18 protein-coding genes are annotated in these 22,180 nt (G+C 63.1%); 7 read left to right on the top strand and 11 right to left on the bottom strand.

What is annotated here, in order from left to right; genetic code table 11:
- Positions 1-249 precede the first annotated feature (249 nt).
- Together ACFFWD_RS04930 and panD are read left to right on the top strand one after the other, a co-directional pair.
- Positions 250-612, top strand: a complete 363-nt coding sequence (locus tag ACFFWD_RS04930) for a hypothetical protein (RefSeq protein ID WP_376962039.1) — start codon at positions 250-252, stop codon at positions 610-612.
- Between the two features lie 239 nt (positions 613-851).
- Entirely contained in the window at positions 852-1,241 is a 390-nt protein-coding gene (gene panD, locus ACFFWD_RS04935; RefSeq protein ID WP_376962041.1) for an aspartate 1-decarboxylase, read from the top strand.
- A gap of 104 nt (positions 1,242-1,345) precedes the next feature.
- Here the strand turns inward: panD and ACFFWD_RS04940 are convergent, their stop codons facing one another.
- Positions 1,346-1,894: a phasin family protein gene (locus ACFFWD_RS04940; protein WP_376962043.1), complete on the bottom strand. Its 549-nt coding sequence runs from the start codon at positions 1,892-1,894 to the stop codon at positions 1,346-1,348.
- 330 nt (positions 1,895-2,224) lie between these two features.
- Between ACFFWD_RS04940 and ACFFWD_RS04945 the strand changes: the two genes are divergently transcribed.
- Entirely contained in the window at positions 2,225-2,938 is a 714-nt protein-coding gene (locus ACFFWD_RS04945; protein ID WP_376962045.1) for an ROK family protein, read from the top strand.
- Positions 2,939-3,061: 123 nt separating this feature from the next.
- Here the strand turns inward: ACFFWD_RS04945 and ACFFWD_RS04950 are convergent, their stop codons facing one another.
- The 3 genes from ACFFWD_RS04950 to ACFFWD_RS04960 all read right to left on the bottom strand — a co-directional run bounded on the left by ACFFWD_RS04950 (position 3,062) and on the right by ACFFWD_RS04960 (position 9,372).
- Entirely contained in the window at positions 3,062-4,051 is a 990-nt protein-coding gene (locus ACFFWD_RS04950) for an LLM class flavin-dependent oxidoreductase (protein ID WP_376962047.1), read from the bottom strand.
- A 339-nt stretch (positions 4,052-4,390) separates the two neighbouring features.
- Positions 4,391-5,509, bottom strand: coding sequence for a GTP pyrophosphokinase (locus tag ACFFWD_RS04955; protein ID WP_376962049.1), 1,119 nt, complete (start codon positions 5,507-5,509; stop codon positions 4,391-4,393).
- A gap of 104 nt (positions 5,510-5,613) precedes the next feature.
- Entirely contained in the window at positions 5,614-9,372 is a 3,759-nt protein-coding gene (locus ACFFWD_RS04960; RefSeq protein ID WP_376962051.1) for a vitamin B12-dependent ribonucleotide reductase, read from the bottom strand.
- A gap of 824 nt (positions 9,373-10,196) precedes the next feature.
- On the opposite strand from ACFFWD_RS04960, the gene ACFFWD_RS04965 reads away from it, so the two are divergent.
- Positions 10,197-11,090: a DMT family transporter gene (locus tag ACFFWD_RS04965; protein ID WP_376962053.1), complete on the top strand. Its 894-nt coding sequence runs from the start codon at positions 10,197-10,199 to the stop codon at positions 11,088-11,090.
- 53 nt (positions 11,091-11,143) lie between these two features.
- Here ACFFWD_RS04965 and ACFFWD_RS04970 read toward each other — a convergent pair whose 3' ends face one another.
- Positions 11,144-13,387: a CHASE3 domain-containing protein gene (locus ACFFWD_RS04970; protein ID WP_376962055.1), complete on the bottom strand. Its 2,244-nt coding sequence runs from the start codon at positions 13,385-13,387 to the stop codon at positions 11,144-11,146.
- Positions 13,388-13,406: 19 nt separating this feature from the next.
- A complete protein-coding gene (locus ACFFWD_RS04975) occupies positions 13,407-13,811 on the bottom strand; it encodes a response regulator (protein WP_376962129.1) in 405 nt (134 codons plus the stop codon).
- Between the two features lie 195 nt (positions 13,812-14,006).
- Here ACFFWD_RS04975 and ACFFWD_RS04980 point away from each other — a divergent pair, with 195 nt between their 5' ends.
- Complete coding sequence (locus tag ACFFWD_RS04980) at positions 14,007-14,903, top strand: DMT family transporter (RefSeq protein WP_376962057.1); 897 nt, start codon at positions 14,007-14,009, stop codon at positions 14,901-14,903.
- A gap of 53 nt (positions 14,904-14,956) precedes the next feature.
- Here the strand turns inward: ACFFWD_RS04980 and ACFFWD_RS04985 are convergent, their stop codons facing one another.
- A complete protein-coding gene (locus ACFFWD_RS04985) occupies positions 14,957-15,592 on the bottom strand; it encodes a BA14K family protein (RefSeq protein WP_376962059.1) in 636 nt (211 codons plus the stop codon).
- A 278-nt stretch (positions 15,593-15,870) separates the two neighbouring features.
- Here ACFFWD_RS04985 and ACFFWD_RS04990 point away from each other — a divergent pair, with 278 nt between their 5' ends.
- A complete protein-coding gene (locus tag ACFFWD_RS04990; RefSeq protein ID WP_376962061.1) occupies positions 15,871-16,281 on the top strand; it encodes an NADH:ubiquinone oxidoreductase subunit NDUFA12 in 411 nt (136 codons plus the stop codon).
- Positions 16,282-16,696: 415 nt separating this feature from the next.
- A complete protein-coding gene (locus tag ACFFWD_RS04995; protein WP_376962063.1) occupies positions 16,697-17,086 on the top strand; it encodes a VOC family protein in 390 nt (129 codons plus the stop codon).
- A gap of 88 nt (positions 17,087-17,174) precedes the next feature.
- On the opposite strand, the gene ACFFWD_RS05000 is transcribed toward ACFFWD_RS04995, so the two are convergent.
- From ACFFWD_RS05000 to ACFFWD_RS05015, 4 genes are all read right to left on the bottom strand, one after another.
- Positions 17,175-18,263 carry a PepSY-associated TM helix domain-containing protein gene (locus ACFFWD_RS05000; protein ID WP_376962065.1) on the bottom strand — a complete coding sequence of 363 codons (1,089 nt, stop codon included), beginning with the start codon at positions 18,261-18,263 and terminating at the stop codon, positions 17,175-17,177.
- A 155-nt stretch (positions 18,264-18,418) separates the two neighbouring features.
- Positions 18,419-20,464, bottom strand: coding sequence for a TonB-dependent receptor (locus ACFFWD_RS05005; RefSeq protein WP_376962067.1), 2,046 nt, complete (start codon positions 20,462-20,464; stop codon positions 18,419-18,421).
- Positions 20,465-20,856: 392 nt separating this feature from the next.
- The gene (locus ACFFWD_RS05010; protein WP_376962069.1) at positions 20,857-21,207 is read right to left on the bottom strand and encodes a type 2 periplasmic-binding domain-containing protein; all 351 of its coding nucleotides are present in this window, start codon (positions 21,205-21,207) and stop codon (positions 20,857-20,859) included.
- Between the two features lie 221 nt (positions 21,208-21,428).
- Positions 21,429-22,127 (bottom strand): DJ-1/PfpI family protein, encoded by a 699-nt coding sequence (locus tag ACFFWD_RS05015; RefSeq protein WP_376962071.1) that lies wholly within the window; start codon positions 22,125-22,127, stop codon positions 21,429-21,431.
- Positions 22,128-22,180 lie beyond the last annotated feature (53 nt).

Consider the following 22,180-nt stretch of genomic DNA (forward strand, 5'->3'; position numbering starts at 1 on the left):
AAAGCAGCCTTGAATCTGATTTGCTCCTAAAAGGGAATCCTTAGAGTCCACACGACCTAGAGCCCCGTTCCGACGGAATCGGAACGGGGCTCTAGATTTTGTTTTGACGCGTTTTCTTTACGCGAACCGGTATCCACTTCGCTCGAAAACGCTCTCGAAGGGAACCGGAGACGTCGGGCTTGACGTCATCGATGAGCTGATGCAATCGGCTGGTCGTAACGAACACTGGCTTAGTCAGGACCTCCCACATTGACATCGCTACCGCAACTGGGGCGCGCACTCGCCGCCCTCGGCATCGTCGCCGTGCTGACCGGCACCGCCGACGCACAGAATCTCGATCAGGGCAAATCGGCCGCAAAGCTGTTCACCGACGGTTGCGCGACCTGCCATCGCAGCCCGCGCGGCCTCGCCAAGGGCCGCATGAATCTCACGCTGTATTGGTTCCTGAAGGAGCACTATTCGAGCGGCCCGGACTCGGCCCAGGCGCTGGCGTCGTATCTCCAGTCCGTCGACAGCAACCAGCGCGGCCCGTCGCGCACCGCCGCGAAGCCGTCGCGTGCAGCAGGCGGCGCATCGCGCCCGCGGCCACCCGCGCCGGTGCCGGGGCGCTAGAGCAGGGCGGGTCGCAAAATAAAAAACTGCTCCCGGATAGCTGTTCCACAGAGTGATCATTCTCGGAGCCTCGCGACCCGGAGCCATTCCGACCACCGCGAGCGGCGATCTCAGAAGAAACGTGTCGACGCCGGGACGAACGCGCGGCGCGCGTTCGCGCGACGAATATTGACCCGAGGCTGCGAGGTCCTTATTGGCGGGCGCGGAAAATTCCGAAGCAACGATACGGGATGGCCTCGATGCAAGTGACTTTGATGAAGGGCAAGATTCATCGCGCGCGTGTCACCGAAGCGGACTTGCACTACGAGGGCTCGATCTCGATCGACCGCAATCTGATCGACGCCGCCGGCTTCCTCATCAACGAACGCGTCGACATCTACAACATCGACACAGGCGCCCGCTTCTCGACCTATGTGATCGAGGCGCCCGCGGGCTCCGGCATCATCGGCCTCAACGGCGCCGCCGCGCGTCTCGCGATGGCGGGCGACAAGATCATCATCGTTGCCTATGCCGGGTTCGACGCCGAGGAGGCGCGCAGGTTTCGGCCGCGGGTGGTGATTGTGGATGAGAAGAACCGGCGGGTTGAGCATGTTAGCGCCTCATCCGCCGTAGCCTTGGCCGAGGTGTAAGATCTGACTCTCAACGGCGAGTAAGGCGGGTTTGCGAAGCGTAACCCGCCGGTCAGTCGCGCAGAAGGGCGGATTACGCCTTCGGCCAATCCGCTCTACGCTTGCTAGTTGCGCGCAGTGCGCAGGACGAACGTGGTTTGCGTCATCCTGACCACGAAGCCCTCCAGATAGACCACTCTCTGCCTGGCTAATTCGCTCTGCAGTTCGAGAATCTTCTGCGAATCGGCAATGAAGGTTTCGTAAGCCTGCTTCGCGAATTCGGTCTGAACCTCAAACGCCTTGTCGGGCGAACGCACGGCCGCGAGCCTCTCGAAGAAGGACCAGGTCTGTTCGAGCGACTTCCTCGCGTAGTCGCCATAGGCATTCGCGATGGTTTGGGGGCTGACCGCGGCGGCTTTCGCCGATACGACGGGGACGGTCGAGGAAGTCTCGGTCGCGGAAGTGTCAGTTGGAGAACTGTCACTCGATGCGACCAGTGCGCTGATCTCCTCGTGGGCGTCCTGCAACGGAACCGGCGTGTGGTCCTGCTGTTGACCGGCTTCCTTCCGCTGCGCGGCCTTTCGGCTCTGTGGCCCCTTCCGCTTGCGCCGTCCGGGTTTCCCGATCGGTTGATTACCGTCTGCACTTAACATTTTGGCCGCTCCAGATTCCAATTTCGAATCATACTGCCTGTGCCATGTTCGCGCTGGAATCTTGCCACTTGCGTGGCGACCATGTGATGACATTTGGAAAAATGAACTCCGGCGGCGGGAACCACGCGCGCCCCCGCATGGCCCAGCGAGTAGCCCGCATGAGCGAAGCGGTATGCGGGGTGAATTATGGTCAGCGGACAGAGCGCCCCGGTATCGCTGAGCCTGTCATCGGGCGCGCATTCGCGCGACCCGTTGGCTCATCCGGGCTACGCTTGCTTCGAGCTACGGCGGATAATGCGAGCTGCGCAGCGTCAAAGGCGCTATTGTCCGACCCGAGCAGGACGCGAATTCATGGCGAACAGGACGGGGAAGCGCGCGTCGCGACAAACGATCCTGGCGATCGACATCGGCGGATCGCGCGTGAAGGTCATGACCGACAAGGAGCACACCAAGCGCCAATTCGAGTCCGGCCCCGATCTGTCCGCCAAGGCGATGGTGAGGAAGATCAAGGCGCTGACGAAGGACTGGTCCTACGACGTCATCTCGATCGGGTATCCGGGGCCTGTCGTCCACAACCGGCCCTTGAAAGAGCCGCACAATCTCGGTCACGGCTGGGCCGGCTTCGACTTCCAGAAGGCCTTCGGCCGACCGACCAAGGTCGTCAACGATGCGCTGTTGCAGGCGATCGGCAGCTATCAGGGCGGCCGCATGCTGTTCCTCGGCCTCGGCACGGGCCTTGGCTCCGCGATGATCGTGGACGGCAATCCGGCGCCGATGGAGCTCGCCCACCTTCCGTACCGCAAGGGCAAGACGTTCGAGCACTATGTCGGCGCCGCAGGCCTCAAGCGCCTCGGCAAGAAGAAATGGCGAAAGGCCGTCGACGACGTCCTGGAGCGCCTGTTCGCCGCGCTGCAGCCCGACTACGTCGTGCTTGGCGGTGGCAACGCCGACAAGGTCGACAATCCGCCGCGCAAGGTGAGGTTTGGCGATAATGAGAATGCGTTCGACGGCGGGTTCAGGCTGTGGAAGAGGGGGCGGGTCAAGCTGTCCGGCACACGCGGATAGAGCGAGCGCGTAGGCGTAGGGCGGGTTAGCGCAGCGTAACCCGCCGGAAATGTCGCGAACGAAATGGCGGATTACGCCTGCGGCTATTCCGCCCTACGCTTGAGTGGCCGCGTCCGTCGCAGCTCAGCGAGCGATCCCGGCCGCGCCGGCGATCAGCTCGAAGGATCGCAGCCGCTTTGCGTGCTCGTAGACGTCAGATACGACCATCAGCTCATCGGCGCCGGTCTCCGCAACGAGCGCATCGATACCGGCACGAACCGTGTCGGGCGAACCGACGATGGAACGGGCGAGCATCCCCATCGCCTGGACTTTCTCCGACGGCGACCAGTAGGTCTCGATGTCGTCGATCGGCGGCTGGCTGAGGCCGCGTGCGCCGCGGAAGATGTTTGTGAACGACATCTGTTGCGTCGTCGCGAGCCGGCGCGCTTCGGCGTCGGTCTCGGCGGCGATGATGTTGACGCCGACCATGGCATAGGGGCGGTCAAGCTGCTCTGATGGTTTGAAGCGGGCACGGTAGATCTGAAGCGCCTGAAGCAGCAGGTCAGGCGCGAAATGCGAGGCAAAGGCATAGGGAAGGCCGAGCTCGGCGGCGAGCATCGCGCCGAAATTGCTCGATCCCAGAATCCACAGCGGCACGTCGGTGCCAGCGGCCGGCACGGCCTGGATGCGCTGGTTCGGACCAGCCTCCGCCAGGAAGGCCTGCACCTCGAGCACGTCCTGCGGAAAATTCTCGGCGGCTTCAGGCGTGCGGCGCAGGGCGCGCAGCGTGAGCTGATCCGTCCCCGGCGCGCGGCCGAGGCCAAGGTCGATACGATCAGGAAACAGCCGCGCCAGCGTGCCGAACTGCTCGGCAATGACGTAAGGCGCATGGTTGGGCAGCATGATGCCGCCGGCACCGACCCGGATGGTTTTCGTTCCCGCCGCGATATGACCGATCACGACCGACGTCGCGGCGCTCGCGATGCCCGGCATGTTGTGATGCTCCGCCACCCAGATGCGGCGATAGCCCCATTCCTCGGCGTGAACTGCAATATCGCGCGCATTATCGAGCGCGCCGCGCGCATCGGTGTCCCGGGTGACGCGGACCAGATCGAGGATAGACAGTGCGGGCACGGGGGCTCCCGAACGAAACCGGATGCAGGAAGGACGCCGCCAGCGGTACTCGGCTGTGTCCGGGTGAGTGCGAAGCGGCACGCTTCAGCCGGTTCGTCGGATGCATATGGATACTGTCGGTATGCGGGTCAATGTGCCGAGTCCGATAAGGCGATCGACCGGCAGCGCTGTGTGCGTCTGTGCATAGAACAAAGGCCAGCAACGCGCGGATCGTGGCGGGCTATCTGTGTGACTGACCCAAGGTTGTACAGGTGCAGGGAAGTTTAGCGCAGCGTAGCCCGCCCACAGGGCCGCGAAGAACGGGTGGATTACGGCTTTGGCAAATCCGGCCTAACCTTGCTAGCTCGGTTGTCGGCGGCTGAGTACGGCTAAGAGCTCCGAATAGCCACTCCAGAAAAAGTCATCTTCGTCTTGTCGGATGTCGACATCATGATCGGAAAAAAGACGAGCAATCAGTTCGGGTCCGTACTTGGCGGCTAGCGGCAATGCATCGTTGAGGTGAATCACTCCCCATTCAGGCGCGCATCGAAAATATCGTTCGACGTCGTCATACATCATCAGGTCTCTCAAAAACCCGATCCTCGTTTGGTTAGGCTTTGCTGCATTCTCAATCTCGGCTATCAGGCTTCTAGTGGCGATTTTCTTCAGATCGCCGATCGTGCTGACACCATAAAGCCGAAGCTCTTTGACGACGTCGTCCGAAATGTCGTCGGTCACAAAAGATAAGCCATAAAGAGCTGAAATTTGGTCTAAGTACTTTCCAAGTGAAATCGAGTTGAGTTCGATATCGTCCATCTCATCGATGCTTTTCCGGCCGATTGAGAGGCTATAGTTGTCAATTTCGCGTGCGATCTCATCAAAGGCCGAATCTACTACCTCTAGCATGCCCGCATGCAGGTTCAGCTTACGCTGGATGGCTTTCGGCAAGTCAAGTCCCAGTTTGAACGAACGATCGTGGGCCAACTCGGCCCATGCATGCTGCAAGACAGTGCGAAGCTGAATCTCAAATTTCATGCCCGCGAGCCCCTCATACTCGGGCAAGTTGGTCCGATGACGACCAAGTTCGCATACAAAATGGACAGACCTGTAGCCAATCCGGTCGGAACCTAGGATATCGTTGCGGTCCAAGCTGTTTGCTTCGTCAACTTCAAACGTGCTCCGAATTACTTCAGCGATCTGCAGCGCCTGGCTCTCTAGGTAAGTAATGATCCTGATGCCGGAGAGGTCGGTTAATTGCTCCTGAGGGTTGTTGTAACTTTTGCGATCGCACTTTTCGATAACAGAGCTCTCCGATTTCGTTCGGCCTTCAACACTGAGAAAATCTATTCCGCGTGTTCTGAGCAGCCCTCGGATCAATTCAACCACAGCGGGTGTAAGTCGTTCGTGTTTCTTCCTGGCGTCCTTGAGCCAAAGCTTAAAGTTGGTTTTGGATGTTGCGTCAGCTTTCTCGGAATTCATTTGAGAAACTCGAAGGAAGAAACATCAAAAAATAAGAGGGTTACTCCATTGAGCAACCCTCTTATCAACTCTTGGTAGTGTTGGCTACGGCGATTCTCTAAGCCTCACGAGCACCCCGTCGTGGACCCGCACGTATCGCACTTCATGCAGGTGCCGTTCCGCACCAGCGTGAAGTTGCCGCACTCCGAGCACATCTCGCCTTCGTAGCCCTTGGCCTTCGCTTCGGCGCGACGCTCGGCCTTGGAAGGCGCAGCCGCGGCGGCGGAGCCGCCCTTGCTCCATTGCATCGCCTCGAGCTTCTCGGTCGGCGAGAGGTCGTGCTGCGTCTCCTGCTTCAGCGCGACCGCGCCTTCGATGGTGTCGGAGACGCCGCGGCCCGCGAGCGCGGTGACGCGGTTGCCGCCGGCGGGGGCCGCATCGGAGTTCGCGCTCACCGCGGCCGAGCCGCCGCGCATGATGACGAGGTTGTCGGTGCGCGAGCGGGTGAGGCCGCGCGACAGATACTTCGTCGCCTGCTGGGCGGGGCCTTCATCCGGCTCCTTGCCTTCCTCGACGCCCTTGCCGAGCGCGTCGAAGCCGGACTCGTTTGGGTCGACATGGGCGAGGTCGAAGCGGCCCATGTAGCTCACCGCGAGCTCGCGGAAGACATAGTCGAGGATTGAGGTCGCGTACTTGATCGAGTCGTTGCCTTGCACGGGGCCCGCCGGCTCGAAGCGGGTGAAGGTGAAGGCGTCGACATATTCCTCCAGCGGCACGCCGTATTGCAGGCCCAGCGAGACCGCGATCGCGAAGTTGTTGATGAAGGAGCGCAGTGCCGCGCCTTCCTTGTGCATGTCGATGAAGATCTCGCCGAGACGGCCATCGTCATATTCGCCAGTGCGGAGATAGACCTTGTGGCCGCCGACAACCGCTTTCTGGGTGTAGCCCTTGCGGCGATCGGGCATCTTCTCGCGTTCGCGCATCACGACGATACGCTCGACGAGCTTCTCGACGATCTTCTCGGAGACCTGGGCGGCACGCGCCGCCATCGGCTTCTCGTACAGCGCCTCGACCGCATCGTCCTCGTCCTCGTCGTCGGCGATGAGCTGCGAGTTGAGCGGCTGCGACAGCTTCGAGCCGTCGCGATAGAGCGCGTTGGCCTTCAGTGCGAGCTTCCACGACAAGAGGTAGGCGGACTTGCAGTCCTCGACCGTGGCGTCGTTCGGCATGTTGATGGTCTTCGAGATCGCGCCCGAGATGAACGGCTGGGAGGCCGCCATCATCCGGATGTGGCTCTCGACCGAGAGGTAGCGTTTTCCAATTTTGCCGCAGGGGTTGGCGCAGTCGAACACCGGATAGTGCTCAGGCCTAAGGTGCGGGGCGCCCTCGACCGTCATCGCGCCGCAGATGTGCACGTTGGCGGCCTCGATCTCGCGCTTGGAGAAGCCCACCGCCGAGAGCAGGTCGAAGCCGGGGGCGGCAATGGCTTCCGCGTCGATGCCGAGCTGGTCGCGGATGAAGTCTTCGCCAAAGGTCCACTTGTTGAAGGCGAACTTGATGTCGAACGCGGTCGGCAGCGCCTTCTCGACTTTTGCAATCGCTTCGTCGGTGAAGCCTTTGGCCTTCAGCGTCGAGGCGTTGATGCCGGGGGCATTCGACAGCGAGCCGTGGCCGACGGCGTAGGCCTCGATCTCGGCGATCTCGCTCTCGCGATAGCCGAGCGCGCGCAGCGCCTCGGGAACCGCCTGGTTGATGATCTTGAAGTAGCCGCCGCCGGCGAGCTTCTTGAACTTCACCAGCGCGAAGTCGGGCTCGATGCCGGTGGTGTCGCAATCCATCACCAGGCCGATGGTGCCGGTCGGCGCCACCACCGTGGTCTGGGCGTTGCGATAGCCGTTGACCTCGCCGAGCGCGAGCGCATCGTCCCAGGCGCGGATGGCATGGGTGACGAGATCGGCCTGCGGGCAGGAGGCGTGATCGAGCGGCACCGGGTTGACCGAGAGCGCCTCATAGCCGGCCGCGTTGCCATGGGCGGCGCGGCGGTGGTTACGGATCACGCGCAGCATGTGGCTCGCGTTCTTCTTGTAGCCGGGGAAGGTGCCGAGCTCGGCGGCCATCTCGGCCGAGGTCTTGTAGGCGATGCCGGTCATCACAGCGGTCAGCGCGCCGCAGAGCGAGCGGCCTTCCTTCGAGTCATAGGGCAGGCCCATGGTCATCAACAGGCCGCCGATATTGGCGAAGCCGAGGCCGAGGGTGCGGAATTCGTAGGAGAGCTCTGCGATGGCCTTCGACGGGAACTGCGCCATCATGACGGAGATTTCCAGCACGATGGTCCAGAGCCGGCAGAGGTGCTCGTAGGACTCGATGTCGAAGCGCTTGGTCGTCGTGTTGTAGAACGTCAAGAGGTTGGCGGAGGCGAGGTTGCACGCCGTGTCGTCCAGGAACATGTATTCCGAGCACGGGTTGGACGCGCGGATGTCGCCGGACGCCTTGCAGGTGTGCCAGTCGTTCATCGTGGTGTTGAAGTGCAGGCCGGGATCGGCGCTCGCCCAGGCGGCGTAGCCGATCTTTTCCCAGAGGTCGCGCGCCTTGAGAGTCTTGGTGACCTTCTTCGTGGTACGGCCGACGAGATTCCATTCACCGTCGGTTTCCACCGCGCGGAGGAAGTCGTCCTTCAGCGACACCGAGTTGTTGGAGTTCTGGCCGGAGACGGTGAGATAGGCCTCCGAATCCCAGTCGGTGTCGTAGGTGTCGAAGGCGATGTCCTTGTAGCCCTGCTTGGCGAACTGGATGACGCGCTTGATGTAGTTGTCGGGCACGAGGTTGCGGCGCGCGAGCTTGATCTCGCGGCGGAGCGCCGGGTTCTTCTCGGGGTCGAAGCAGTCGTCGCCTGAACCTTCGCAGTTCACGCAGGCCTTCATCACGGCCTTGAGGTGCTTCTGGTTGATCTTGGAGCCGGTGACGAGAGCCGCGACCTTCTGCTCCTCCTTCACCTTCCAGTCGATATAGGTCTCGATGTCGGGGTGATCGACGTCGACCACGACCATCTTCGCCGCGCGGCGGGTGGTGCCGCCGCTCTTGATCGCGCCCGCTGCGCGGTCGCCGATCTTGAGGAAGCTCATCAGGCCGGACGAGCGGCCGCCGCCGGACAGGCGCTCGCCTTCGCCGCGCAGGCGCGAGAAGTTGGAGCCGGTGCCGGAGCCGTATTTGAACAGGCGCGCCTCACGCACCCAGAGGTCCATGATGCCGCCCTCGTTGACGAGGTCGTCCTCGATGCCCTGGATGAAGCAGGCGTGCGGCTGCGGATGCTCGTAGGCCGACTTCGATTTTGTGAGTTTGCCGGTCTTCCAATCCACATAGTAGTGGCCCTGGCCGGGGCCATCGACGCCGTAGGCCCAGTGCAGGCCGGTGTTGAACCATTGCGGCGAGTTCGGCGCGACCATCTGTTTTGCCAATTGGAAACGCAACTCGTCGAAGAAGGCGAGGGCATCTTCTTCAGAGGAGAAATAGCCGCCCTTCCAGCCCCAATAGGTCCAGCAGCCGGCGAGGCGATCGAACACCTGCTTCGCCGAGGTTTCGCCGACGATGCGCTCGTTCTCGGGGAGAAGAGCCAGCGCTTCGGTGTCGGGCACCGAGCGCCACAGCCACGACGGCACGGTCTCTTCCTCGACCTTCTTCAGGCGCGCGGCGACGCCCGCTTTGCGGAAATACTTCTGCGCCAGCACGTCGGAGGCGACCTGCGACCAGAACTCGGGGACTTCGACATTCTCGGCCCGGAACACGACCGAGCCGTCAGGATTGCGGATCTCCGATGTCGTCAGCCGGAAATTGATCCCGGCATACGGTGATTGTCCGCTGGTGGTGTTGCGCCGTTCGATTCGCATTGGTCGAGCCCCGTCTCTTCTTCTGTCCGGCCCCACGTTCTTCGCGGGTTGCCGGAATGTTATCCCTTGAGCGAACTTCCGGAAGGCGAGGTTGCCCGCTCTTCGGTCATTCGCAGCTCAGCCGGTGGACCCGGCCTGTTCTCTCTTCCGCCAAGACCCGGCTTCGTACCGGCGCCTCCGCGGCGGCACCCCCTGGGCCGACCCGTTTCCGGGTGGTCCAGTTCAAGTGCATTTAACGCCCCAACACGTCACTCGAACGCATCTTCAAAACGACGCCAGCGTCGCTTTGCTCGGGCCGGTTCCGGCCTCTGGTTTCCGGGCCTTTGGCGGCCCGTTTGGTGCCCCTGAGACGGTCAAAAATCAGGGCAGACAAGCCCTTCACCCGCGGCCTGAAAGGCCTGGCGGAGTGGTCATTTTGGACCCTTTTGGGAGCAGCCGGCGGGGACCCAAACACACTCGCGCCGAACAGGATCAAAGCTAGGCCAAGTCCGTTACGCGCGTCAAGGACTAGTACGAGTTCCTGAATCAAATACTAAATATGGTGGAAAGAGGGGGATAACAGGGGTCGGTGCCGCGCCTGTGATCGGGCCAAGTATCAGTGAGTCCTCAGGGATTCCCAAGCATAAAAAATCTCATGCGAGCTGTGGACTGAAACTGCGCCCACTGTTCACAGGGGAACTATTTATTCGCGTTCCCGGATTGAATTTTTGGGACTCACGTAAGCCTACGGGGAAACTACGGAGCAGGCATGTCAGGCGCGTGATGGTCGCGCGACGAAATCGCGGGCACAAGGTGCCTGCTGATTCCACTCCTTGCCGGGTTCCATGACAGACTCAAAACCCAAGGCTGGGGCGCGCCTGGCGCCCGCCGGCCTGATGTTCCTCGCCATCACCTCGGTCGGCTGGGGCTTTAACTGGCCGGTCACGAAATTCCTGCTTAGCGAACTGCCGCCGCTGACATTGCGCGGCGTCACCGGCGTGATCGGCGCGCTGCTGCTTGCCGTGCTCGCTTTGATCCGCTCGCAGAGCCTTGCTGTCGACGCTACGCTGTGGCCGCGGCTTGTGCCGTTTGCGCTGCTCAACGTCACCGGCTGGATGGTGCTGATGGGGCTCGCGCTGCTCTGGCTGCCGGCGAGCGAGGCCGCGCTGATCGCCTACACGATGCCGGTCTGGGCCTCGCTGCTGGCCTGGCCGGTGCTCGGCGAACGCCCGACGCTGCTTCGCACCATCGCGCTGGTGATGGCCTTCGTCGGGCTCGGCTCGATCATGGGCGGCAACGGTTTTTCCGCGAGCAGTGAGAGGCTGCCGGGCATCATCATGGCGCTCGGCGGCGCGATCGCCTTTGCGCTCGGCACGGTGCTGGCGAAAAGGTATCCGCTCAAGATGCCGCCGATTCCGGCCGCGGCCTGGCAGATCGGCCTCGGCTGTTTTCCGGTCGCGATCGTGGGCCTTGCGCTCGAAACCACGCATCTCGACCGCGTCACCACGGCCGGCTGGTGGCTCCTGATCTATTCGACCGTGATCCAGTTCTGCATCGCCTATGTCAGCTGGTTTGCGGCACTCGCCCGCCTGCCGGCTTCGGTGGCGGCGATCGGCACCATGGCGGTGCCGGTCATCGGCGTGGTGGCGTCGGCCATTGCGTTGCACGAGCCGCTGGGCCCGGCGCAGATCGCGGCGCTCTTGTTCACGCTCGCCGGCGTCGTGCTGGCGACGCGGTGACTTCTTCTCCTTCTCGCCGTTCTTATGGGGAGAGGTGAAGGGAGCCGTGGACCTTACGCCACGCCGCCCGCCAGCGCTTCCTGCACCATGCTGGCGAGCTGCGACTTGCGATAGGGCTTTGCCAGCAGCAGCACGCCGTCGTCGAGGCGGCCGTGATGCACGATCGCGTTCTCGGTATAGCCCGAGGTGTAGAGCACCTTGATGCCGGGCCGCCGTTTCGCCACCTCGTCGGCGAGCTGCCGGCCGTTCATGCCGCCGGGCATGATAACGTCGGTGAACAGGAGGTCGAACGGCTCGCCTTTGTCGACGACCGCGAGCGCGGCGCGGGCATCCGCAGCCGGGATCGTCTTGTAGCCGAGGCTTGCGAGCTGGGCAGTGACGTAGTTGCGCACCAGCGCGTCGTCCTCCACGACAAGGATGATCTCGCTGCCGCGCGGCACCGGCGCCGCCGCGAGCGCCTCCGCCTGGACCTGGCCGCGCGCCGGCGGCAGATAGAGCTTGATCGTGGTGCCGTGACCCTGCTCGCTGTAGATCCTGATATGGCCGCCGGACTGCCGGACGAAGCCGTAGACCATGCTCATGCCGAGGCCTGTGCCCTTGCCGACTTCCTTGGTGGTGAAGAAGGGTTCGAACACCTTGTCCTGCACCGCCTGCGACATCCCGGTGCCGGTGTCGCTGACCGCGAGCATGACGTAGCGGCCCGGCGTGACGTCGGGATTGGCCGCGGCATAGGCGTCGTCCAGCACGATGGTGCTGGTCTCGAACAGCAGCTTGCCGCCGTCCGGCATCGCGTCGCGCGCGTTGATCGCCATGTTGAGCAGCGAGTTCGCGAGCTGCGACGGATCGATATGGACGCTCGCCACGTCGGGAGCCAGCGCCGAGTTGATCTCGATCTGCTCGCCGAGGGTGGGGCGCAACAGCTTGGCGATATCGAGCACGGTCGCGTTGATGTCGACGGTGCGCGGCTCGAGCGGCTGGCGGCGAGCAAAGGCGAGCAGGTGCTGGATCAGTTCGCGGCAGCGCTCGGCGGCACGGTCGATCAGCTCGGCGGTCTTCACGAGCGGCTGTCCGCGCAGGCTGTCGACCAGCGTCTCGGTGGTGCCGGTGATGATCGTCAGCATGTTGTTGAAATCGTGCGCGACGCCGCCGGTCAATTTGCCGATCGCGTCGAGCTTCTGCGACTGCTGGAGCTTGTGCTCCATTTCGCGCGAGGCGGTGATGTCGTGATAGACCAGTGCCGCACCGATGATCTTGCCGTCGGAATCGCGTAAGGGGCGGCCGGACACCACGAGATGGATCTGCGGTGCGCCGCGGACCGGACGGGCGATGAACTCGAGGCCGTCGAATTCCTCGCCGCGCAGCGCCCTGGCCGACGGCATCTCGTCGACCTGCATCGGCCTGACGCCATCGGCATGGAACACGTTGCTAAGGGCCCGCAGCACCTGGACCGTCATGCCCGGCCGATAGCGCAGCATCTTCTCGGCGGCGAGATTGGAGAGCAGCACCTTGCCGGTGGTGTCGATCACCAGCACCGCCTCGGCCATGCTGTGGAAGGTGGTCTCCATCACCGAGGTGGAGTGGCGGAGTTCTTCAAGGGCGGTGCCGAGATCCTTGGTTCGCTCGGCAACCTTGGCCTCGAGCGACACGTTGGTGGCTTGCGTCGCGCTGAGCGAGTCCTGCAATTCGCGGCTGGATCGCCGCGCCGCTATGATCAGCACGGTGGCAAGGACGAGGATCAGCACGACGCCGAGCAGGTCGATCGCCAGCAGCATGCGTCCGTTGGTTTTCGACGCTTCGCTGCGGACCGCGAGCAGGCGGCGCTCTTCGGCGACGACCTTCTCGAGCGCCGAGCCAACCTTGTCCATCAGCGCACGGCTTTCGCCGCCCGCGACCTGCCGTTCGATTGCGGCGCTGTCGCCGGCGTTGCGCAGCCTGATCAGTTCGCCGCCGAGCGCGATGCCGCGATCGAGCTGCCCCTTGGCTTCCTCGAGCAGTTGCCGTTCGCCCCGATTGCCGTTCACCGCGTGGATCAGGTCGGCGAAGGCCGAGGTGAGGGCGGCGGAGGTGTCGCGATATTCGGCGGCGAAGCTTGCGTCTGCGGTCAGCGCAAAGCCGCGCGCCGCGTTCTCGGAGCCGCGCAACAGCGGCCGCAGGTCCGAGATCCGCTTGAGGATGGCGAGCGTGCGATCGACCGACTCGGTCTCGGTGCGCGATCTGACGTCGAGCCCGATCGACGCTGCGCTGATCGCGAGCAAGATGGCGAGGCCGATGCCGAGGATGAGGCGTTGGTAAGCCATTGACTATGGGTACGGACGACTATTTCGAGGCGCGAGCGGAAGGTGCGGACTTGGTGAGACACTCGTTAACGGCGGCGATCAGTGCCTGCGGCGTGAATGGTTTGCGCAGGCAGGCGGCCGCGCCGAGCTCGATCGTCATCCGCAGGAAGTCCGGTGCGCGATCCGCATTGGCGAAGGCGTAGCCGGACATCGCGATCACTGGGATATCGGGCGCGCGCTCGTGGAAGATGCGGATCGCCTCGAAGCCGCGCATATGCGGCATGAAGACGTCGACGAGCATCACGTCGAAGGTGGCATTTTCCAGCGCGCGCATGCCGGCCTCACCACCATCGGCGACCGTGACGTCGAAGCCCTGGCGTTGCAGACAGACCTCGATGGCAACGCACACCATCGGATCATCATCGACGACGAGAACGCGCGGCACCATGCATCCTCTTTGTGGGGGGCTTTGCGTGCCGACGACTCGCTTTGCCCGTTGAATCGATTAAGGCGGAACGGCGACAGGTAGTCTGTATGATAGAGTGCATATGTGCTTCGCTGACAAGCAGATTTCCCACACCTCGCGTCCCATCACTTGTATTTGTCCACTCCGCAGATTGCAGGCCAAGATCACAAATCCATGACCTCAGTTCCCGTTGCCGGCCGCGCCGGAATGTCGCCGCTCGGCCTTGCACTCCTCGTCGTCGCCTCGATCGGCTGGGGCCTCAATTTCCCGGTCATGAAATTCCTGCTCACCGAGTGGCCGCCGCTGTCGGCGCGCGGGCTGAGCGGGATGGTCGGCGCGATCGCGCTCGGTGTGATCGCGCTCGCGCGCGGACAAACGCTGCGCGTTCCCGCGAAGATGCGGCTGCGGCTTGCGCTGGTGTCGACGCTGACGATCGGCGGCTGGGTGGCCTCGATGGGGCTCGCGTTGATCTGGCTGCGGGCGAGCGAGGCTGCGGTGCTCGGCATCTCGATCCCGGTATGGGTGGCGCTGCTGGCGTGGCCGATCCTAGGCGAGCGGGTGTCGTTTGCGCGTGCGCTGTCGCTTGCCGTCGCCCTGGCCGGCATCAGTGTGCTGATCGGCGGTGGCGGCATCGACGCCAGTCTGGAGAAGCTGCCCGGTGTCCTGTTCGCCCTGGCAGGGGCGCTCTGCGTCGGGCTTGGAACCGTGCTGACCAAGCATTTCCCGCTGGCAATGCCGCCATTGTCGCTGGCCGCCTGGCAACTCGCGATCGGCTGCCTTCCGATCGTCATCGTCGGAATCCTCGCCGAGCAGCCGCAACTGTCGGCGCTCTCGCCGCTCGGCTGGGCGTCGATGGCCTACATGACGCTGATCCAGTTCTGCCTTTGCTACGTCTGCTGGTTCGCCGCGCTGGGGCGACTGCCGGCCGCGACGGCATCGATCGGAACCCTGCTGGTGCCGGTGGTCGGCGTGCTCGCCGCGGCCGGGATGTTGCACGAGCAGCTCGGGCCGCGCGACATCGCGGCCCTTGTGGTGACGCTGGCCGCGGTTGCGGTCGCGCTGCGCGGATAAAGAACAAGGGCGGCGCAAGCGCCGCCCTTTCGCGATTGTCACGTCAGCAACCGTTACGGGCAGGGGTGCCGGAGGCCGTCATAGCCGAGATAGGTGCCCGAAGCCGGATCGTAGGATCTGTAGCGCTGCGCGCAGTAGGCCGCATCGCCACCGGGGGCCGCCTCGACCGCGACGGGGCCGCCGTCGTCATAGTAGCTGTCATCGTAATAGCCCGGTTCATAGTAGTAGTCCGGGCCGTAGGCGCTGGACGCGAGCGCGCCGCCGACCACCGCGCCCGCGACGAAGCCGGGATAGAAGCCGCCGTGGTGATGATGGCGGTAGCCGCCATTCCACCCGCCGCCATTCCATCCGCCGCCGCCGCGGCCGGCCCAGCCACCGCCGCCGCCAGCGACAACGCCGCCGCCACCGACGCGGGGCCCGCCACCCATCGCTGCGGCCGCGCCGCTCGGGATGCCGCCGCGGAATCCACCGCCGCCACCACCGCCGATTGCCGCACCACCGCCGCGGAAGCCGCCACCGCCGGCGCCGATTGCGCCGCCACCACCGCCACGGGCTCCGCCGCCAACACCGCCGCCCATCGCGGCTGCGGCCCGGCCGCCAATGGCCTGGGCAAAACTCTCACTCGGCACCACCAGCGGCAGCGCAAGCGCTATTGCGGCGGTGGCACTCAAAACCTTTAGACTGATCATTGCTGGCTCCATCTGCGGGACATGGTCTAACCCCTTCTGGGGGCGGACGTTCCTCAGCCTGCGCATGCACCACGCGCAACGCTCAGATTGAGAGACAGGAACTGTATGGCGCACGAATGGAATGTGCCGGCGCCGCGACATTTGGCCCCAAATGCCCGGCGTCACGATGTCGGGGATCGTGACGTGATCTGGCGCGCGTGCCGCACGGCGCCTCGCTGGACATTTCGGGATTCAGGTGGCATCAGAGCCCAACTGCCTCGAACCGACGATCTGGCCGCATGAAACAATTTTGGCTGAAATTCTTCACCTGGTGGAATGGCCAGACCTTTGGCACGCAATTGTGGACCTGGCGCTTCGGCGAACTGGTCGGCCAGGACGAGCAGGGCAATCGCTACTATCGCACCGCGGGTGGCAAGATCGACCCGACGCTCGGTTTCGAGCGCCGCTGGGTGGTCTATAACGGCTATGCCGAAGCGTCGCGCGTGCCTGCGTCCTGGCACGGCTGGCTGCACCACACCGTCGATGTCCCGCCGACCGAGCAGAACTACGCGCCGCGGGAATGGCAAAAGCCGCATGTGCCGAACATGACCGGGACTGCGCAGGCCTATCGTCCGTCCGGCTCGACGCTGGCGAGCGGCCGCCGCCCCAAGGCGACCGGCGACTACCACGCCTGGACGCCCGGAAGCTGATCGTCAGCCACTGCTCCATCCACTGCTTCCTTGGGTTGCGCGAGCACCGATCTGCGCGTGCAGCGCACGCGTGGCTGTGGACAACGGTAACAGCGGGGACAGGTGCGGCGCGAGCGCTGCCGACCGCTTGCGTCAAACCGGAGATCGCGGCTCAATAGGACCATCTTACGGAGATGGAAAACCATCGCGTCGGATCGGGCTCCAGGTCGCGACTGTCCCGATGAGCAGCGGCTTCCGAGTAGGAGACGGCTGGGAGATAGGCCCCCGGTGCAGAACTCCTGAAATCGCCCGCTAATGTTGAAGCCGCCGTGAGACAGGAAAGGCCGCCCGGGAAACCAGGGCGGCCTTTTTCTTTTGCGGGCCGGACGGCAGCCCGGCATCTCCTGGATCAATCAAACGGACCGCGGAGCATCCCATGAAGCGCTTGTGGACGATCATCGGCGTAGCCGACGTGCCCCGGAGCTTCATGTGGTACCGGTCGCTGCTTGGCCTGCCGGAGGCGACACCTGCCCACGATTACTTCGGGCAAATTGTCGACTCCGATGGCACGGTCTTGCTCTGCCTGCATGCGTGGGGTGCCCACGAGCATCCCTCGTTGACGAGCCCCCATGACGCCAAGCCTGGCAACGGTCTCCTGCTGTTCTTCCGGGTCGACGACTTCGACGTCGCTGTGCCAAGGGCGCGCGCGCTCGTCGGCCGGCTGGAAGAAGAGCCGTATCAAAATCCCAACACGGGAACGATGGAGTTTTCGCTCCGGGATCCCGACGGATACTACATCACGATCAGCGCGCTCGATCCGGCCTGAGCTCCTCCAGTTCTCGTTGAATCAGAACCGGTCGCGCGGCCCTTTGGGGTTCGTTTGCTGAGGTCCGACAGCGCTCGGATGCAGTGTCTCAGTTGGTCCTCGCCGGCCGTTTTTTGAGCCACATGATCCCGCCGCTGATGAACAGGGCGAGAGGTGCGAATCCGGCTGTGAACACGAGCAGGCGGCCGATGAGTCCGAACGTCGCGCCGTTGTGGAGCCAGAGCTGTTCGGTCATGTAACGATCACCCATCGACATGGCGTCCGACGTGCGGTCGTGCACTACCGCGCCACTCCATGGATCGATCCAGATCGCTCCTCGTGAACGCACAGCGGGATCAGCGCCCTCGGGGCGGAACAGCACGCGCCATGTGTTGCGCATTTCGGTTGGCGGGTTCAGCATGGCGACGGTCAGGGATGGCCGAGTTGCCTGCGCGATCCGCACGATCGCATCGGCCGGCAGTAGCGGCGTTCCCTTAGGGGGCGGGGTTTCGATCCGAGGCGAGGGATCAGGGGTCGCTGGCGACAGGATGCCGGCGACAGGACGCACCACGTCGGGAAAAACGATCCCGACGCCGGTGATTGAGATCACGAGGAGCTCAATCAAGGCCCAAAAACCCGCCGTGTTGTGAATGTCGACGAGGAATCGATGAAACGAAACGCCTTTGCGCACCGATATCGATCGCCAAAACCGGCCCTGCCTCGGCCACCACAAATATAGGCCCGACAGCGCCAGGCTAAGCAGAATGAACCCGACCACGCCCACCACCTCCTTGCCCCACCACTCATAGAGCAGCAGCGTGTAGTGCAGACGATAGACCGTGAGCGCGAACGCGTTGGTATAGTCGCGCCGGCCGAGCACTTTCCCGTTCGAAGGATCGACCATGGTCGTCCAACGATTCGGGTAACGGCCTTTCTCGCTTTCGTGGGTATGTATCACAACCCAGACGGGCCAGGTCCGATCCGGAGCCACGATCGTCGAAATCGGCGCTGTATCCGCTGTCGCGGCAGCGCGCATCACCTCGGTCAAGGTGACTATTTGTTCCGGGCCAGCCGAGGCATAAAGCGCCGGATTTAGCGCGGCATCGATTTCGCGGTAAAAGACGATGAAGCTTCCTGTGAGGCCGATCAACACCACGACGATGCCGCCGATCAACCCCAGCCAACTGTGAACCCACATGAAGGCACGCCGGACGCGTGCAGGCCAAGAGGGTCGGCTCACGTCTGTGGGAGCCTTGCGCGCAAATTGAATCGCGAAGGGGGATCGCACCGTGCGGCGCATCCGTTCCGGCGCAACGGGACCATCGCTATTGCACGCATTTGGGTCAACTCAACTCAAAAATCTGTTGCAAGCGACACCAGCAGGGTGCGCGGAGCGCCTTGCGACAATCCCGAAAAGCTCGACACGCCGGACCAATAGTTGGTGTTGAACACGTTCTGGACCAAGGCCCGCAGGGTGACCGGCCTGCCGTAGATCCTGGTGTTGTAGCGGGCACCAAGGTCGAGCCTCGTCCAGGCCGGGATGCTCTGTGTATTTGCCGCATTCAGATATTGAGGGCCTGTGTAGGCAGTGCTTGCGACCAATGTCAGTCCGGGCGCGAAGGGGGTATCCCATTCAGCAGTCAAGTTGGCCTGCACTTGAGGCACGCCAACCGGCGTCTTGCCGAGAGTGGAGGGGGTGTTCGTCTTTGTGAGCTCGGCATCAATCAGCGTCACGCCGCCGAGCACTCGGATGCCGGGTTGCACCTCTCCAAACACGTTGAATTCCAAACCGCGATTCGTTTGTTCAGCGTCGGCCCGAAAAATCTTGTCCACGCCGAGTTGCCCTGAGGGTTTGGTGATCTGAAAGGCGCTGATCGTAGTGGCCAGCATGCCGAAGTCGATCTTGACGCCTGCTTCCTGCTGTTTGCTGATGTAGGGCGGGAGGACTTCTCCAGCATTGCTCGCGGTCATCGGGGCGATGTCGCCCTTACTGAGCCCCTCGATGTAGTTCGCGTAGAATGCAATGTTGTTCCACGGTTTGACGACGAGGCCGACCATCGGCGTGAGCGCAGTTTGGTCGTAGGAGGCGGTGACGGCGCCCGTGGTTGTGTTGAAGTTGTTCGATTTGACTCCCTGTTGCCGCACGCCGACGGTCAGCTGTAAGCGTTCCTGCAGAATCGACAAGGTGTCGGCCAACGCAATGCCGGTCATGTTGGTATCCGACAGTTTCGGCACGGTCGCGGGAGCTGGAACGAACTGCTCGGGACGAGCAATCGGTGCATAGATGTTCGACAGGACCGAGGTGCCGGAGATAGAGCCTCGCGACAACTGATCGGTGTAGTAACTTCCCTGGAAAGTTACAGCGTGACTGATCGCGGCGGTGTCGAACCGGGCGCGGAGGCCGGCGTCAGTGACATTTCTTTCAATATCGAATTTGAAATGGTCCGGCCTCGAAGTTGTGTTGCCCGCTGCATCCAGGATTGTCGGGGTGCCAAACAGACGATCGACCTGTGTCCTGCCCCCACCGGCGTCGGCGAATACTGTCACGGCATCCGTCACATCGTATTCGGTGCGCGCCAGCAGCGAGTTGTCATGGATTTTGGACCATTCCCATGCCTGTGTGACATTGCGCCTCCCATCGGGCGCGGTTGGGACAGCTATTCCTGTGGCGACCAGAAACGGCCGAGTCGGGGCGTCGAATTTTTCCTCCTGGTCGATGAAGTCGAGCGAAGCCCTGAACCTGTCGCCGCGATAGTCGAACGCCGCGGCACCGACATGCGCCTCCCGGTTCTGGTTGTCCAGAGGTGTATCGCCGTTGTGATAGCTGCCGTTGAATCGGACTCCGAATTCACGATTCTCACCGAACCGCCGACTCACATCAAGGTGTGTGCCGAGCTGCGTGTTTGTCGCGTAGTCGGTCGTAATCCGTGTGAGATCGACATCGGAGGCACGCTTCGGAACGATGTTGACGGTGCCCCCGACGCTGCTGTTCGGCGCCATGCCGTAAAGCAGCGCAGTCGGGCCTTTGATGACCTCGATGCGTTCGATGTAATCGGTGAACACACGATAATTGGGTGCGACACCATAGACGCCGTTGAAGGCAATTTCTCCAAGATTTCCTTCGCCGATCGGAAAGCCGCGGATGAAGAAAGAATCGAGAATGCCACCAGTCTGACCGGTGAAACGGACGGAAGGGTCGTTGCTCACGACGTCGGCCACCGTGCTGGCCTGTTGATCTTCGATCTTCTTTGCCGTGTAGCTGGTGATGTTGAACGGCGTGTCCATGAAATCCTTGTTGCCCAGCAAGCCAAGCTGTCCTCCGCGGGCGACCTGTCCGCCCGGATAGGACGGCGGGAGCGCGCCGGGCTTTGGCGCGGTAGGCGCCAATTCCGCCTGCATCTTGCTCCGCTCACTCGTCGGCACGCCTCCGCGGACCACCCTTCGGCCCGGGTTTGATCGCGGACGTGCTCGATGCTTCGGCACGTCTGCGGTAACCGTCACTGCGGGCAACGTTGCCGCCTGCTCAGTCTCTCGCACAGCGTTCTGCGCGCTGGCGCGATGCGGGAAGTCTGCGCTGAACAAAGCGATGAACGCGATAGGTGCGGCGAAAGCTGTCGGCCTGGGGAATGTCGAGAGTGATTTGACGGTAGAGGCAAGACGGGCAACTGGGCGACAAGTGACTCTCGGCGACATCTAGTGACAGCTTTCCGGTGTGAGACGCGAATGAATGCCGGAGCGATCTGCCGCGGGAAAAAATGGCAGTCAATAAAAAACCCTTTATCTTCAGTAGTTTATAATAAGACAAACTCTAAACTAACTGCCGCATGCGACCACCCGCCGCATGCGACCGCCAGATCCGAGCTGGTTGATCCAATGGGCCGCGTCAGGGCGCCCCTTTGTTTTGGGCAAGCGGCTTGGCGACGTCGCGAACGCAATCGGCAAACACTTGCGCCACCGGGCTCAGCATTCGGCCCTTCAGGGTGAAAATCGCCGTCGGCACGAAATGCTTCGACGAAAGGCGAGCCGGATTCCGCTTCCAGCGTCGACAGGATCCACGGCGCGTCGACGAGCTCTGAAAGCGTCAGCTTGCGGCGGCGCGACCAGGAGCTTTGCGGGCCGGCGACGACGAACAGCGGCTGCATCTCGATGTCGGAGTCCAGGAGCGCTTCCGGACGAGCTGCAGAACTACACCACCTTCAGCGTCGGCCTCAGCGCCAACGCCGGCGAGCCCAAGGCTGCCGAGCAATTGATTGCGTTCCCGCGCTCGCCGGCGGCTGCCGGTGCCATGCGGAGCAAGGGATTGGAGCCCACTACCCCCTGAAGCTCTGCCCTCGGGAACGACAGCAATTGTCGCGTGGAATTGTCAGGAGACCCCTTGGGCGAGCCGCGCCGCGGCTCGCTCCATCAATTCGCCGCGCCGTACCTGTGCTGGTCCCATCCGCTCCTTCATGACGGCGAGGAGCTCGGCCGGCGCGGTGTCGGGCGAGCCCGCATTGAACGGCGGCGCGGGGTTGTATTCGAGGCGAAGCTGGATCGCTTCCGCAGTCTTGCGGTCGACCAGTTCCGACACCAGCGTCAGCGCGAAATCGATTCCGGCGGTGACGCCGCCGCCGGTGAAGCGATTGCGATCGACGCAGACGCGGGTTTTTGTCGGGATCGCGCCGAAGCCGGAGAGGAAATCGATCGCGCTCCAGTGCGTGGTGGCGCGATAGCCTTTGAGCAGGCCGGCGGCGCCGAGCACCAGCGATCCCGTGCAGACCGAGGTGACATATTTGGCGCGCTCCGCCTGCTTGCGCAGGAAGGCCAGCATCTCCTCGTCACCAACCATGTCGTCGGTGCCGAAGCCGCCGGGCACGCAGATCACGTCGAGCTGCGGGCAGTCGGCAAAGGTCGTGGTCGGCGTCAGCACCATCACGGAATCGGTCTGCACCGGCTCGATCCGCTTCCAGATCAGATGCACCTTGGCACCGGGCACGGACGAAAACACCTGCAGCGGACCGGTGAGGTCGAGCTGGGTCACCTTCGGAAAGACGAGCAGTCCAATCTGCAAGGGGTCGGACATCGGAGCCTCCAATTAGCGCTTGACGGCGCCACGATGGCATGGTGGCCTTTCGT

It is taken from the genome of Bradyrhizobium erythrophlei, from assembly GCF_042430365.1.
Classification (GTDB): domain Bacteria; phylum Pseudomonadota; class Alphaproteobacteria; order Rhizobiales; family Xanthobacteraceae; genus Bradyrhizobium; species Bradyrhizobium erythrophlei.